Origin of the sequence: Craurococcus roseus, assembly GCF_039523795.1 — a bacterium.
Classification (GTDB): domain Bacteria; phylum Pseudomonadota; class Alphaproteobacteria; order Acetobacterales; family Acetobacteraceae; genus Craurococcus; species Craurococcus roseus.
Genome location: NZ_BAAAFZ010000008.1, coordinates 322173 through 336848, shown reverse-complemented (window position 1 = coordinate 336848; position 14676 = coordinate 322173). Strand labels below are relative to the sequence as shown.

The 14676-nt window shown below is 73.3% G+C and carries 13 protein-coding genes; 5 read left to right on the top strand and 8 right to left on the bottom strand.

Features of this window, described 5'->3' with window-relative positions; all coding sequences use genetic code 11:
- Nucleotides 1-7 precede the first annotated feature (7 nt).
- Nucleotides 8-532, top strand: coding sequence for a DUF6653 family protein (locus tag ABD067_RS04505; protein WP_343893969.1), 525 nt, complete (start codon nt 8-10; stop codon nt 530-532).
- Between the two features lie 10 nt (nt 533-542).
- On the opposite strand, the gene ABD067_RS04500 is transcribed toward ABD067_RS04505, so the two are convergent.
- From ABD067_RS04500 to ABD067_RS04480, 5 genes are all read right to left on the bottom strand, one after another.
- Nucleotides 543-2705: an acetate--CoA ligase family protein gene (locus ABD067_RS04500; protein ID WP_343893968.1), complete on the bottom strand. Its 2163-nt coding sequence runs from the start codon at nt 2703-2705 to the stop codon at nt 543-545.
- Between the two features lie 129 nt (nt 2706-2834).
- Nucleotides 2835-3323, bottom strand: a complete 489-nt coding sequence (locus tag ABD067_RS04495) for a hypothetical protein (protein WP_343893967.1) — start codon at nt 3321-3323, stop codon at nt 2835-2837.
- 375 nt (nt 3324-3698) lie between these two features.
- The gene (gene gltA / locus ABD067_RS04490) at nt 3699-5021 is read right to left on the bottom strand and encodes a citrate synthase (RefSeq protein ID WP_343893966.1); all 1323 of its coding nucleotides are present in this window, start codon (nt 5019-5021) and stop codon (nt 3699-3701) included.
- A 212-nt stretch (nt 5022-5233) separates the two neighbouring features.
- Entirely contained in the window at nt 5234-6682 is a 1449-nt protein-coding gene (locus ABD067_RS04485) for a CYTH and CHAD domain-containing protein (protein ID WP_343893965.1), read from the bottom strand.
- A gap of 125 nt (nt 6683-6807) precedes the next feature.
- Nucleotides 6808-7386 (bottom strand): SixA phosphatase family protein, encoded by a 579-nt coding sequence (locus ABD067_RS04480; RefSeq protein ID WP_343893964.1) that lies wholly within the window; start codon nt 7384-7386, stop codon nt 6808-6810.
- A 124-nt stretch (nt 7387-7510) separates the two neighbouring features.
- Here ABD067_RS04480 and ABD067_RS04475 point away from each other — a divergent pair, with 124 nt between their 5' ends.
- The 4 genes from ABD067_RS04475 to ABD067_RS04460 are packed head-to-tail and all read left to right on the top strand — an operon-like array spanning nt 7511 to nt 11206.
- Entirely contained in the window at nt 7511-8254 is a 744-nt protein-coding gene (locus ABD067_RS04475; RefSeq protein WP_343893963.1) for an SDR family NAD(P)-dependent oxidoreductase, read from the top strand.
- Nucleotide 8255: 1 nt separating this feature from the next.
- The gene (locus ABD067_RS04470; RefSeq protein WP_343893962.1) at nt 8256-8861 is read left to right on the top strand and encodes a DUF6134 family protein; all 606 of its coding nucleotides are present in this window, start codon (nt 8256-8258) and stop codon (nt 8859-8861) included.
- Nucleotides 8862-8876: 15 nt separating this feature from the next.
- On the top strand, nt 8877-10424 hold the full coding sequence (locus ABD067_RS04465; protein WP_456305237.1) for a cryptochrome/photolyase family protein: 1548 nt from the start codon (nt 8877-8879) through the stop codon (nt 10422-10424).
- A 17-nt stretch (nt 10425-10441) separates the two neighbouring features.
- Nucleotides 10442-11206: a creatininase family protein gene (locus ABD067_RS04460; RefSeq protein WP_343893960.1), complete on the top strand. Its 765-nt coding sequence runs from the start codon at nt 10442-10444 to the stop codon at nt 11204-11206.
- A gap of 55 nt (nt 11207-11261) precedes the next feature.
- Here the strand turns inward: ABD067_RS04460 and ABD067_RS04455 are convergent, their stop codons facing one another.
- The 3 genes from ABD067_RS04455 to ABD067_RS04445 all read right to left on the bottom strand — a co-directional run bounded on the left by ABD067_RS04455 (nt 11262) and on the right by ABD067_RS04445 (nt 14389).
- A complete protein-coding gene (locus ABD067_RS04455) occupies nt 11262-11930 on the bottom strand; it encodes a hypothetical protein (protein WP_343893959.1) in 669 nt (222 codons plus the stop codon).
- Between the two features lies 1 nt (nt 11931).
- Complete coding sequence (locus ABD067_RS04450) at nt 11932-12537, bottom strand: c-type cytochrome (protein WP_343893958.1); 606 nt, start codon at nt 12535-12537, stop codon at nt 11932-11934.
- A 67-nt stretch (nt 12538-12604) separates the two neighbouring features.
- The gene (locus ABD067_RS04445; RefSeq protein ID WP_343893957.1) at nt 12605-14389 is read right to left on the bottom strand and encodes a PQQ-dependent dehydrogenase, methanol/ethanol family; all 1785 of its coding nucleotides are present in this window, start codon (nt 14387-14389) and stop codon (nt 12605-12607) included.
- Between the last annotated feature and the right edge of the window lie 287 nt (nt 14390-14676).

The window sequence follows — 14676 nt, the reverse complement described above, 5'->3', positions numbered from 1 at the left end:
GGCCGCCGTGACGCCCGAAGGGCGCGTCGCCGCCCTGTTCGCCCTGGACGACGAGGCGTGGGCGCGGCACGCGAACCCTTGGAGCGGCTGGACCCGCTTCGCCACCGTTCTGCCGCTGCTGGTCCTGGCCTTCTGGAGCCGCGCGCGGCTCGGCTGGTGGTCGGCCGCGCCCGTCGCCGCGGCGCTCGCCTGGACGTGGCTGAACCCGCGGGTGTTCCCGCCGGCGCGGTCTGACGCGCCCTGGATCTCCAAAGGCGTGTTCGGCGAGCGCCTCTGGACGCGCCGCGACTCCGTGGCGGTGCCGGAGCACCACCGCTTGGCGCCGCACCTGCTCAACGCGGCGGGCGCCGCGGGCGGGGCGTCCGTGGTCTGGGGCGTGGCCGACCTCTCCGTCTGGCCGACGCTGCTCGGCGCCGCGCTCGTGACCGGCGCCAAGCTCTGGTACATCGATCGCATGGCTTGGCTGTACGCGGACCTGACGGCCGCCCGTCCGGAATTGCGCTACCGGGGCTGGCCCGGGCCGGCGCGCTGAACGACGCGGCTCACGCCGGGCCGCACCTCACCAGCCCGTCCACCGCCAAGCAGCCCCAAGGCCCCGCGATCAGCGGGTTGATCTCCGCCTCGGCGATCCGCTCGCCCGCCGCCGCGACCAGCGCCGAGAAGGCGGCTACCGCCGCCGCCACCGCCCGCACATCCGCCTTCTCCGCGCCGCGGAAGCCGTCGAGCAGCGGGAAGCCCTTCAGGCCCCGCAACATCGCCTCGGCCCGCTCCGGCGTCACCGGCGCGAGGTCCAATGCCACGTCCCGGAACAGCTCCGCCATCACCCCGCCGGTGCCCACCAGCACCATCGGCCCGAATTGCGGGTCGCGCTTGCAGCCCAGGATCAGCTCCACGCCCTTCCGCGCCATCCGCTGCACCAGCACGCCGTCCACCCGCGCCCCCGGCGCGTGTCGGCGCGCGGAGGCGGCGATGGCGTCGAAAGCCCCGCGCACCGCGTCCGCGTCGGCCAGGTTCAGCTTGACGCCGCCCACCTCCGTCTTGTGCGCGATGTCCGGGCTGTCGAGCTTCAGCACCACCGGGAAGCCGAGCGCGGCGGCGGCCTCCGCCGCGGCCTCGGCGGTGGCGGCGCGGCGCTCCTCCACCACGGGCAGGCCGGCGCGGGCGAACAGCGCCTTGGCCTCCGCCTCCATCAGCGTACCGCCGTCGGGCAACGAGGCCGCCGCCGTCTCAAGGCCCGACGCCGCAGCCGGGCCCGCGTCCGGCGCCGGCGCTTGCTGCGCGTCGTGCTCCAGCCAAAGGCGGATGGCGTTCATCAGCCGCCGCGTGCTGCGGAACAGCGGCAGCTCCGGCGCCGAGTCCGCGGCCACCGCGCCCGGTCCTTCGAGCTGCTCCGGCATCCACGCGATGCAGACCGGCTTGCCGTGCTTGCGCGCGTGCGGCCGCATCGACTCCATGCGCCCGGCCGTCGTGGCGTGGTGCGAATACACCACCGGCATCACCACCACGCCGTATTGCGGGTCGGCCAGCATGGCGTCCATGCAGGCGTCGAACATGGCCGGGTTGGTGGCGACCTGCGCCGTGAGGTCGCACGGGTTGCGCGGTGCGCCGAACTCCGGGATGGCGCCGCGCAGCACCCGTTCCGTCTCTGGCGCCGGCTGCGGCATGTCGAGGCCCAGCGCCTCCGCGTGGTCCGCCGCCATGATGCCGGCGCCGCCGGAGGGCGTGACGATGGCGACGCCGCGCGCCTTGGGCTTCGGCGCCTTGGCGAACAGGCCGGCGGTCTCCAGCAGCGCGTCGAAGTCCTCCACCTCCGCCAGGCCGGCGCGGCGGAAGGCGGCGGACCACGCGGCGGCGCTGCCGGCGAGCGATCCGGTGTGCGACACGGCCGCCGCCGCCCCCGCCTCGCCCCGGCCGAGCTTCAGCACGACGACGGCCTTGCCCGCCTCCCGCGCGGCGTCGCCCAGCAGGAACAGCCGCCGCGCGTCCCGCAGGCCCTCCACGGCCAGCGCCACGCTGCGGCATTCGGGCATGGAGAGCTGGTACGCGGCCAGGTCGCACACGTCGAGGTCGGTGGCGTTGCCCGCGGTCGCCATGTGGCAGAGCGAGAAGCCGCGCTCCGCCGCCTGCATCAGCGCGTAGCCCAGCGCGCCGGACTGCGAGGTGACGGCGACGCCGCCCGCCGGCGCGGTCAGGCGCGGGTACTCCGGCATGAAGGTGACGGCGGCGCGCGTGGTGTGGTCCACGACGCCCAGGCAGTTCACGCCAACCAGCGGCAAGGACGAGGAGCGCGCGGCCTCCCGCAGCGCGTCCTCCTCCGCCACCCGGTCCGCCAGCCCGGTCTCGCCGTAGCCGGACGCGTAGACCACGACGCCGCCCGCGCCGCGCTCCGCCGCGGCCCTCACGCCCGCGAGCACGCCCGTCCGCGGCAAGGCGAGCAGCACGCAATCGGGCGCCTCAGGCAGGTCGGCGATGCTCCCGAAGCAAGGCCGCCCGTGCAGCTCCTGCCCCGCGTATTTCGGGTTCACCGTCCACACCTGTCCGGCGAAGTCGCGCAGGTTGGTGGTGCTGCGGGCGCCGAAGGAGGTCGGCTCGGCCGACACGCCCACCAGCGCGACGCTGCGCGGCGACAGCACGCGCCGCAGCGCGGCGGGGTCGCGGAGCGGCTCGGGCGGGGCGGTGGCGCGCCCGGGGTGCTGGTGCTGCAATCGCTCCTCCCGGTCCCGCTGGCGGGGCCTTCTTCCTTGCCTCGGCCCCGCGGTCGGGCCGGGAAGCGCGGAGCCTACAGACCGCCCCCCGCACCCACAACCCTCGGCCGCACGCGCCCCCCGCGCCGGCTACGGCATCCGCATGAAGTTGGCGGCGGCGCTGGCGCGGGCGATCAGCGCCCGCATCTCCGGGTCCTCGTGCCCGCGCTCGGCGGTGAGCGCCTCCATGGGGCAGAAGAACTCGTGCGGTTGCGCGATCTGGCTCTGCGCGAACCCCTCGTAGTGTCGGCGCTTGAGGCCGAACAGCACGCGCGCGTCGCGCACCGGAAGCACGAGCGGCGCCGCCGGCTCGTTGTGCAGCATGCGGATGAGCCGCCACCGCGGGACCGGCAGCGCGTCCTCGGGCCGCGCCGGCGCCAGCAGCCAAGGCGTCGGGCAGACGGCGAGCAGGGAGGAGGTGGAAGGCGCGAAGCGCGACCGCTTGTCCAGGAGGTTCTGGAAGGAGGAGCACGCCTCGATGCAGGTGATGTCGACGTAAGGGTCCGCCGGCGAAGGGCTGAAGTGCATCCACAGCCCGTCCGGCAGCGTCCGGAGCCGGTTGGAGCCCGGCAACTTCAAGAAAGGCTGGGCGCAAACCGAAGGGTCGCCGGGCCTCGCGCGCAGCCAAGTCCCCGGTTGCTTCCTGCTGGCGACCACGCCTGGAGGCCGTTGCGGCCACTTCATCAGTTGCGCACGGACCGCTTTGTCCAACTCGTGGCGGCCGGCTTTCCGAACAGACTCTTGCATCGCGGGAGTTCCAAATCCTCACTCAACCATGAGTAGAAGATGCAGAACTCACGACTTCGCGACAAGAGGGATTCGGCAAGTAATCCTAGATTTTTATCTGTTTTGAGACTGTCTGTTAAGAAAATGCCAAGACGGGTTGAGTCGTCGTTGCTTCGATCCCGCGGCGGGACGCGGACCGGGAACGGCCAGCGCCCGCCTCAGGCGGCCTCAGCCACGCCGGCCAATCGGCACGTAGTCGCGCTGCGGCGCGCCCGTGTAGATCTGCCGCGGGCGGCCGATGCGCTGCGCCGGGTCCTCGATCATCTCCTTCCACTGGCTCACCCAGCCCACCGTGCGCGCCACGGCGAACAGCACGGTGAACATGCTGGTCGGGATGCCCATCGCCTTCAGGATGATGCCCGAATAGAAGTCCACGTTCGGGTACAGCTTGCGCTGGATAAAGTAGTCGTCCGACAGCGCGATCCGCTCCAGCTCCATCGCCAGGTCGAGCATCGGCTCGTCCTTGATGCCCAACTCGCGCAGCACCTCGTGGCAGGTCTGCTGCATGATCTTCGCCCGCGGGTCGAAGTTCTTGTACACGCGGTGGCCGAAGCCCATCAGCTTGTGGTGGCTGCTCTTGTCCTTCACCCCGTCGATGAAGGCCGGGATGTTCTCCGGGCGCTCGATTTCGGCGAGCATCTTCAGCACCGCCTCGTTGGCGCCGCCGTGCGCCGGGCCCCACAGCGCTGCGATGCCGGCGGCGATGCAGGCGTAGGGGTTGGCGCCGGTGGAGCCGGCGAGGCGCACCGTGCTGGTGCTCGCGTTCTGCTCGTGGTCGGCGTGCAGCACCAGGATGCGGTCCATGGCGCGCGACAGGATCGGGTTGCCCTGCCACTGCTCGGCCGGCACCGCGTTCAGCATGTACAGGAAGTTCTCGGCGTAGCCGAGGTCGTTCCGCGGGTACATGAACGGCTGGCCGATGGAGTACTTGTAGGCCCAGGCGGCGATGGTCGGCACCTTGGCGATCAGGCGGAAGGCGGCGATCTCGCGCTGCCGCGCGTCGTTGATGTCAAGGCTGTCGTGATAGAAGGCCGACAGCGCGCCCACCACGCCGCAGATGATCGCCATCGGGTGCGCGTCGCGGCGGAAGCCGTCGTAGAAGCGGCGGATCTGCTCGTGCAGCATCGTGTGCCGCGTCACGCCCTGGTGGAAGTCCTCGAACTGCTTGGCGTCCGGCAGATCGCCGTTCAGCAGCAGGTACGCGACCTCCAGGAAGTCCGACTTCTCCGCGAGCTGCTCGATCGGGTAGCCGCGGTAGAGCAGCACGCCCTCGTCGCCGTCGATGTAGGTGATTCGGCTCTCGCAGGAGGCGGTGGCGCCGTAGCCGGGGTCGAAGGTGAAGACGCCCAGCTCGCCGTGGAGCTTGCGGATGTCGAACACGTCCGGCCCCAGCGTGCCGGAGACCAGCGGCAGGCTGGCGCTGCGGTTGCTCCCGTCCAACGTGACGGTGACGCTGCGCTTGGTGGCGCCCTTGTCGGCCGTGCTGCTCATCCTTCTCGGTCCCCTGGCTGGCGCGGCGCCGTTCGCCCGGGCGCCGTCATGATGCGGTGCAACAATATTGGAGGCCCGCCCGGACTTGGCAACGCGGCCCCAGAAGAGCTGCTCTGTGGCGCGGCGTCCGCCCAAGTTCATCTAGTCCACCGGACGGCGTGCCGTCGCGGCGTGCCGGGCATCACGATGCGGCGATGCTCAGCCGGAGGGCCTCACCCGCCGCCGCACGCCCCGTCGTCCCAGAACGTCTTGGCCGCAGCGACGTCGTCCCAGCGCGACAAGGCCTCCTTCCGCGCCGGCCCTACACGCGCCGCCGCGAAGCCCTCCACCGCGCCGGCCGCCCAGGCCGGGGCGCCGCCGTCGAGCGCCGACAACAGCCCACGCGCCACCGTCGCGTCGTTCACCGTCCCCAACGCTTCCTGCAAGGCCGACAGCCGCTTGAGGAAGCGGCGCGCGGCCTTGCCGCCCCAGAGCGGGGCGAACAACTCGGCCGCGTAGCGCATCCGCTTCGCTTCCAGCCGCAGGTCGTGCAGGGCCTCGAAGGAGTGCGCGGCGATGCCCTCGCCGCCGTCGCGGAGCTTGCGCCAGCGCTTGTCGAGCAGCGCCGCGCCGAACTCCTCCGACGGGGCGTCCAGCGCCGCCGCGTCCGCGGCGTCCGGCTCGTCGCGCCACGGCCGGCGCAGCAAGGCCGAGATGCCGTCGAGCGCCAGCCGCCGGAAGGCGGGGCCGTCCAGCTCCCGCCGCAGGGCGGCATAGGCCGTGTCTCGCTTGGCTTCCGCGGCGCGGCGCAGGGCGGAAAGGCGGCGGTCCTCGCCCAGCGCCGCCGCCGCCTCCGCCGCGAGCCCGCCCAGGAAGACGTCCCAGTCCCGCGCCGGGCCGAGCCGTCGCGCCAGCGCCTTCAGGTCGTCGTCCAGCGCCCCGAGCGCGGCGCCGCGCGCCGCCGGGCGGAAGGTCTTGAGCACCGAGCGCAGCCTGCGCAGCGCCACGCGGAGCTGGTGGACCCCCTCCGGCCCCGCCTCCAGCCGGCACAAGGGCGCTTGGTGCAGCATCACGTCGAGCAGGTGACCGACCGCGCGGAGCAGCGCCTCCTCCAGCGTCGCGGCCCCGGCGAGGTCGGGCGCCCCGCGGTGCCGCGGGCGGGGCGGCTCGCCTGCGCCGCCGCGCGCCAGCGCCCGGCCCGCCTCCGCCAGGGCCGCGCCGCCAGGCAACAGAGGCAGGTCGGCCGCGAGCCGCGCCGCCACGCCGAGCACGGCGTCCCGCCCGCCGGACAAGCGCAACCGCGCCGCCGGCCGCTCGGCTGCGACCGCGCGCAACCTCCCCGCCAGCAGCTCCGCTTCCACCGGTCCCGCCGCGGTGGAAAGCGAAAGGACGCTCCGGCGGAAGCTGAACGCCGCGAACGGCACCGCCGGCCCCGCCAAAAGGTCCGCCGCCGCGTCCTCGCCGTCGCCGCTGCCGTCGAACGGCGCCGGCGGCGTGCCCGGCACCCAGGGCGCGCGGCCGTCCGGCGCCGTCCGCCGCAGCCGGGCCGGGCCGCGCTTCGGCCGCTCGAGCACGAGGCCGTCCGCGGCCAGGCTGCCCATGGCGTCGTCGAGCCAGATCACCTCGTCCGCGACGCTGCGGGTCCGCCCCTGCCGCGCCGCGGCGAGCGCCGGGTGGCGCAACGCGCGGGCGGCCGCTGACTCCGGCTCGATCTCGAACTCGAGCGCCAGCTCGGGCGGCGCTTCCGCGGGCGGCGCGGCGCCGGCGTCGCCGGCTGGGACGGGCTGCGCGGCGTCGAAGGTCGCGGTCAGCGTGGCGACTCCGTTTCGTCCTTCAGGTCGCGCGGCGACAGGAAGCGGACCAGGCGGCCGCTGCCCGGCGCCACCGCGCGCCAGGGGACGCCCACCGTGAACTCGGCGAGCGCCCCGGTGGGATAGGCTTCCGCGAGGCGACCGGCGGCGGAGCCTTTGCCGCCGCGAACGGCCGCCGCTTCCCCCGCCAGCGCGACGGCCAGCTCGTGCAGACCGGGGTTGTGCCCGATCAGGAGCAGGCTCCGCACCGTTTCCGGCGTCTTGCGCACCGCGTCCATGAGCTGCGACGCGGAGGCCAGGTAGAGCGCGTCCATCGGCTCCACCAGGGCGTTGTCCTCGAAGGGCGTCAGCGCCTCCAGCGTCTGCAGCGTGCGCCGGGCGGAGGACACCAGCACCAAGTCGGGCTGCAGGCCGAGGTCGCGCATCGCCCCCGCCATGGCGGAAGCGGCGCGCCGCCCGCGCGCGTTGAGCGGGCGTGCGTGGTCGGACAGGCCCGGGTCGTCCCAAGAGGACTTCGCGTGCCGCAACAGCAGGAGCTGGCGCATCGGCTGGATGTTGGCACGGAAGCGCGGCATTGTCCTGCCCCCCCAGCCCGCGCGGCCCGCGCCGGACCGGCGGCCCGCGCCCGGCCTACCCGCGCGGGCGGGCGCGCCCACATGAAGCGCCCCTGTCGATGCCCAAATTGGCGAAGGAATCCGGATGACCGGCCACGTACTCGTCTTCGGCGCCACCGGCGGCATCGGCGCCGCCCTGTCCCGGCGCCTCCGCGCCCGCGGCGGAACGCCCTTCCTGGTCGCCCGCGACAGGGGCCGGCTGGAGGCGCTGGCGTCGGAACTCGGCGGCGCCCCCTTCCACCCTGCGGACGCGACCGACGCGGCGGCGCTGCGCGCGGCGGTGGCCGCGGCCGGCCCGGCGCTGGCGGGCTTGGCCTTCTGCGTCGGCTCCATCCCGCTGAAGCCGTTGGCCCGTCTCACCGAGGCGGACTTCCTCGACGCCTTCCGGCTCAACACCCTGGCGGCGGCCATGGCGGTTCAGGCCGCCGCGCCGGCCCTGGCGGCGGGCGCCAAGGAAGGGGGCACCCCGAGCGGCGTCGTCCTCTTCTCCTCCGTCGCCGCGCGCGCGGGCTTCCCCAACCACGCGGCCATCGCGGCGGCCAAGGCCGGGGTCGAGGGCCTGGCGCTGTCGCTCGCGGCGGAACTCGCGCCCGCGGTGCGGGTGAACTGCGTGGCCCCGAGCCTCACCCGCACCCGCATCGCCGAGCCGCTGACCAAGAGCCCACAGATGGCCGAGGCCATCGCCAAGCTGCACCCGCTGCCGCGCCTCGGCGAAGGCGACGACCCGGCGGCGCTGGCCGACTTCCTCCTGTCGGACGCCGCCGGCTGGATCACCGGCCAGGTGGTCGGCGTGGATGGCGGCCGCTCCACCGTGCGGAGCAAAGGCTGACATGCTCCAGCGTCGCGCCTTCCCGCTCCTGCTGCTGCCGGCTCTACCCCGCCCGGCCTCCGCGCAACCCGTCCCCGAGTACCGCTTCCGCGTGATGCGCGACGGGTCGCAGATCGGCAACCACCGCGTTTCCTTCTCCTCCGCCGGCGACGCGACGACCGCGCGCATCGATGTGGAGATCGCCGTGCGCCTCGCCGGCATCACCGTGTTCCGCCTGACCCACCGCTTCGCCGAAACCTGGGCCAACGACCGGCTCCGCCTCGCCGTGTCCCGCCACGAGCGCAACGGCCGCGTCACCGAGATGGAGGCGCGGGCCGAGGGGAACGCGCTCCTGGTGCGCGGGCCGGACGGCGCGCAGCGGCTGCCCGGCGAGGCGGCGCCCCTCACTTGGTGGAACCCCGGCCACTTCAATCGGCCCTTGTTCGACAACAGCACCGGCAAGCCGCTCCGGGTGCAGTGGTCGCGCGCCCCGGCGCCGGGCGGCGGCGTGCGCTGGACCGCCACCGGCGACACCGAAAGCGAAGGGGTGTACGCCGCCGACGGCACTTGGCTCGGCTGGCGCACGGTGGCCGAGGACGGCAGCACCGTGGTCTACGAGCGGGCCTGAACCTTGGGCGGCGCCATGCGCGTGGTGCTGGGCGACCAGTGCTCCCGCGGCCTTTCCGCGCTCTCGGACCTCGACCCCGCGGCCGACGTCGTGCTGCTCGCCGAGGTCGAGGCCGAATGCACCTACGTCCGCCACCACAAGCAGAAGATCGCGCTGGTCCTCTCCGCCATGCGCCATTTCGCTCGCGCCCTGGCCGCGCGCGGCGTGCGCGTCGAGCACGTCCGCCTGGAGGACGGGGGCAACACCGGCACCCTCGCGGGCGAGGTGGAGCGCGCCGCCCGGCGCCACCGTCCCGCCCGCATCGTCTGCACCCACCCCGGCGAATGGCGCGTGCTGCAGGACATGCTGGGCTGGGGAGCGCTGACCGGCCTCCCCGTCGAGATCCGCGACGACGACCGCTTCTTCTGCCCGCCCGACTGGTTCCGCGATTGGGCGCGGGAGCAGGAGGCGATGGGGGAGGGCGGCCCGGACGCCCCCGAACAGCTCCGCCTGGAGTTCTTCTACCGCGAGATGCGCCGCGCCACCGGCATCCTGATGGAGGGCGACGCCCCGGCCGGCGGCCGCTGGAACTTCGACGCCGAGAACCGCCGCCGCCTGCCCGCCCGCTTCCCCGTGCCGGAGCCGCGCCGCTTCCCGCCCGACGCCATCACCCGCGAAGCGATGGAAACGGTGGAGCGCCGCTTCCCCGGCCACTTCGGCACCCTCGACGCCTTCGGCTGGCCGGCCACGGCGCGCGACGCCCGCGCGGCGCTGGACGACTTCGTGTCCAACCGCCTCCCGCGCTTCGGCCACTACCAGGACGCGATGGCCGCCGGCGAGCCGACGCTGTTCCACGGCCTCGTCTCCACCAGCCTCAACGCCGGCCTCCTGTCGCCGCGCGAGTGCTGCGACGCGGCGGTGGAGGCGTGGAAGGCCGGGAGCGCGCCGCTCAACGCCGTGGAAGGCTTCGTCCGCCAGATCCTCGGCTGGCGCGAATACGTGCGCGGGATCTACTGGCTCAAGATGCCCGGCTATGCGGCGCTGAACGCGCTCGACGCCCGCCGGCCGCTCCCGTGGTTCTACTGGTCCGGCGAAACCGACATGGCCTGCCTCCGCCAAGTGGTCCGGCAAACGCGCGACCTCGCCTACGCCCACCACATCCAGCGCCTGATGGTGACGGGCAACTTCGCCCTCATCGCCGGCCTCGACCCGGCGCAAGTGAACGAGTGGTACATGGTCGTCTTCGCCGACGCCTACGAATGGGTCGAACTGCCCAACACCCACGGCCTCGCCATCCACGCCGACGGCGGCATCACCGGCTCCAAGCCCTACGCCGCGTCCGGCGCCTACATCAACCGCATGTCCGACTATTGCCGCCTCTGCCCCTACGACCCGAAGCGCGCCACCGGCCCTGACGCCTGCCCCTTCAACCTGCTGTACTGGGACTTCCTGGCCCGCCACGAAGCGCGCTTCGCCGCGAATCCGCGCATGGAGCCGGCGCTGGAGAACATGCGGCGCTTGGGGCCGGAGAAGCTCGCGCAGGTGCGCGCACAGGCGGCGGCGTTCCTGGACGGGCTGGACTGAAAGGGGAGGGGAGGGCGATGCCGGACGAGATCGAGTGGATGCGCCTCACCGCGGAGGAACTGCGCGCCCGCGCCGGAGCGGACGCGCTGGTGATCGTCCCGGTGGCGTCGCTCGAACAGCACGGCCCGCACCTGGCGACCGGCGTGGACATCGTGCTCGCCACCGCCGTAGCCGAGCGCGTCGCCCGCCGCATGGCTGAGAGCGGGGCGCCTGTGGTGGTGACGCCCCCGGTTTGGACCGGCCTCGCCGAGCACCACATGGCCTTCGGCGGCACCGTCACCTTGGACTACGACGCCTTCGCCGCCGTCCTCCGCGGCATCCTCCGCTCCGCCCAGCGCTGCGGCTTCCGCCGCGCCATGCTGCTCAACGGCCACGGCGGCAACGCGGAAGCGGTCGCCGTCGCCGCCACCTCCGTTTCGACGGAGTTCGGGATGAAGGTCGCGGCCGGCACCTACTGGCACCTGATCGGCGATGCCTTCGCGCCCGTCCTGGAGCGGCAATCCAACGTCATGCACGCTTGCGAGGCCGAAACCAGCATGATGCTGGCGCTCCGCCCCGACAGCGTCCGCCGCGAAAGGCTGGAGGAGGCGCACGGCCCCGCCTCCACGCGCGTGGAAGGTCAGCCGCCCACGCTCGCCCTGCGCCGCTCCTTCCGCGACATCTCGCCCTCCGGCGTGGTCGGCGACGCGCGCCCTGCATCGGCCGAGAAGGGCGAGAAGCTGCTGGACAAGGCGGCGGAGCGCATCGCGGCGATGCTGAGGAACGCGGCGCTTTGGGGGTGACGCGGCAGGGACGCCCGTGGGCCGCCCGACACCGGCCCAACCGCGGTACCGAGACTCAGCCGCCCCGGCGCAGGATCGTCACCGCTGTACCGCCGGAGAACCGCCGCAAATCTTCGCCCGCGCGGCGATAGAGCCAACGGTCCAGGGAGAACCGGCGGTCGGCCGTCGTCTTGTCGCAGTGCTCTTTGATGAACACGCCGCCGACCGGCTCCTCGCCGGCCTCCGGCGCGGCGTCCGTGCAGGTCCAACCTTCCTCGCCGTAGCGGTTCTTGACCTGCTCGCCGAACAGCATCGCCCGCTTCCGCTCGAATAGCCGCGCCCCGGGGTCGGTCCGGATGCGCAGCCCTTCGACCCGCGCCCCTTCACCGATCAGCAGCGACAGCAGCACGGGCTGCCCGCCGACCTTGGTGCCGGCGTACCGGTCGTGCAAACGGGCGAGCGGGTTCGCCGCGTCGTCGTAGCGGAACCGGACCTCGCGCAGCCCGGTGGCGGGGTCGGGCGGGCAGGCGCGGAAGCCGCCCCAGCCGTCGAGCGCGGTCTCCGGCCGCGCGCCGCACGCGAAGCCGGTGTACCCCTCGGACGGGAGGTCGGACACGGCCATGCCGATGCGGAACCCGCGCAGTTCGGCGGCCTCCTCGGCGGGCGACGGTCCGGCGGCGAGGCAGGCGCAGGCGGCCACGAGCGCCGCGCCCGCCAAGGAACGGCGCGAGGAAGGCCCCTGCATCTCAGCGCTCCCCTGGCGGTCGTCCGCCGGCCTCGCCGCTCCCGGGCCTCTGGTACTGCTGGCAGACGCGCGACCCTTCGCCGAAATAGGCCGTGCAGTCGGCGTGGTCCGGATCGCCCTTGCCCTTGATCTCGGCCACCACGTAGTCGGCCACGGTCTCGATCTCCCTCGGGCGGAGGAAACGCACCCCGGCGCCGGGCACCGCGTCGCCGAGGTCCTGCTTGGTGAGCCCGTAGCAGCCGTCCGCCGCGTAGGCGTCGCGCTCGAAATAGGGCATGCCGGTGTTGGGCCGCCCGCACCGCACCACCTCGACGATCTGCTCCCGCGTCAAGGCGGTGGAGCGCAGCGACAAGGCCGCGCCGCCGTAGCCGCCGCCCCCGCCGCCGTGCCACCGGTGGCAGCCCACGCAGTTGGCCTCCTGGTAGATCTTCTTCCCCGCCGCCCCCGCCGCCGGCCCGGCGCGGGGACCGCCTTCCTGGGCGAACGCCGGCGGGGCCAGCAAGAAGGCGCCGCCGACCGCGCACGCGACGGCTGCGACGCAGGCCGCCAGCGGGGCGGCGGCGTACGCTGTTCTCTTGCGGTGCCGAGCCGCCCGGTCGCGCTCCATCACGCCCGCCCATCCGGGACCGCCCGTCCCGGCGGCCCCATCCCCCGTCGGCCGGAGCGGGGCCGGGTCACAGGGCGAAGACGTAGAGCGTGGAGCTCGGCGGCACCGTCTTCAGCTCGGGCGTCGAGTCGATGAACCACTTGTCCCACGCGCCGCCGAGGCCGACCAGGACCGCGAGGTACTGCTTCCCGTCCACGGTGAAGGTCATCGGGGGCGCGTTGACGCCTCCGCCCGTGTGGAAGGACCAGAGCTTCTCCAGCGTCTTCGCGTCGAGCGCGAAGACCTCGCCGTCGGGCTGGCTCCCGAACAGCAGGTCGCGCGAGGCGAGGAACCCGCCGAGCTGCGGGAAGTGCGTCTCCAGCTTGGCCACGATCTTGCCGGTGGTGGCGTCGATCGTGGTGACGCTGCCGGTGATGCGCTCGTGCTGGCTCGGCCCGCCGCCGGTGAAGAACTCGCGCGGCTTGAAGGACTCGCCGGGCTTCATAACCTCGTTCGTGATCGTGTTGCAGCTCTCGATCACCGGGATGTACCAGTACCGCAGCGCCGGGTTGTAGGCGGTCGGCGGCCAGTTCTTGCCGCCCATGTTGCCGGGGCAGATGACCGCCTTGGCGTTCTGGCGGTTCGGGATCGACGCCGCGACGTAGGGCTGGACCGCTTTGTTGGGGTCGTACTCGTTCGGCTTGCCGGTTTCCGGGTTCAGGCCGGAGGTCCAGTTGACCCGCTTGACGAACTGCGTGCCCCAGACGAAGCCGCCGTTCGCCCGGTCCAGGGCGTAGGCGAAGCCGTTGCGGTCGGCCGTCAGCGCCAAGCGGCGCGCCGCTTGGCCGCCGGCGGCGGGCAGGTCCACCAGCACCTTTTCGGCCGCGCTGTCGTAGTCGTAGGGGTCGTTCGGCGTGTGCTGGAAGTGCCACTTGATCCGCCCCGTGTCGGGGTCGAGCGCCAGCGTGCTGTCGGTGTAGAGGTTGTCGCCGGGGCGGTACTCGTGGTCCCAATCCGGCCCCGGGTTGCCGACGCCCCAGTAAAGCGTGTTCGTCGAAGGCTCGTAGCTTCCGGTCACCCAGGTCGAGCCGCCGCCGGTCGCCGCCGCGTTGTGCGAGTCCTTCCAGGTCTCGGAGCCGGGCTCCCCCTTGGCCGGGATGGTGTGGGTCCGCCAGACCTCCTTCTGCGTCTTCATGTCGGTGGCGGCGATCCAGCCGCGGATGCCGTACTCGGCGCCCGCCACGCCGGTGATCACCAGGTCCTTCACGATCAGCGGCGCCCCGGTGATCGTCTCGCCCTTCTCGGGGTCGGCGACCTGGCGGTGCCACGCCACCTCGCCCGTCTCCTTGTTCGTCGCCAGGAGCCGGCCATCGAGGGTGTGCGACACCACCATCTCGCCCCAGAGCGCGACGCCGCGGTTGTTGACGCCGCAACAAGCGACGGCCCCCGCCCAGTCGCGGTCGGTCTTCGGGTCCATCTTCCACACCAGCCGGCCGCGGCCGCCGCGCGTGTCGATCTTGTAGACCGACCCCCAGCCGTCGGTGACGTAGAGGAAGCCGTTCTCGGCGATCGGCGTGCCTTCGAGCCCCCCGTGGCTCCAGATGCCGCCGCCCTCGGTGCCGCCGAGGTGCATGGTCCAGGCCACGCGGAGGTTCTTGACGGAATCGCGGTTGATCTGGTTGAGCGGGGTGAAGCGCTGCGAAGCGTAGTCGCGGTGGTGGTGCAGCCAGTTGCCCGGCTCGCGGTCCGGGTTGAGCAGCCGCTCTTGCGTCACCGGATCGGCCGCGCTGGCGGAGTCATGCAGCCCGTGAAGGGCGATGCCGCACACCAGCGCGCAAGCGCCGATCCGGCCGAGGCGGACGTCGGTTGGCACGTTTGATTTCTCCCCGGATTGTCAGGCTCACCGGCCCGATCCGGGGGAAGCATGCTTTCCGACACCATCCCGGCCAAGCCCCGGCCAAGTGCCGCCCACACGAGCGCGAGATCTTGTGATGCGGCCCGCGCCGATTTTCGAGGAACCTGCGCGAAATTTGTCCGCCCGCGCCGCCCGGAAACGAAAATCCTCCGCCGTGGCGTCTGCTGCGCCCCTCCCGCGCGCAGCGGCGGCGCTTCCCGCGACGCCGACGGACGCCGGCATCCACACCGCCGACCCGTGTCCTA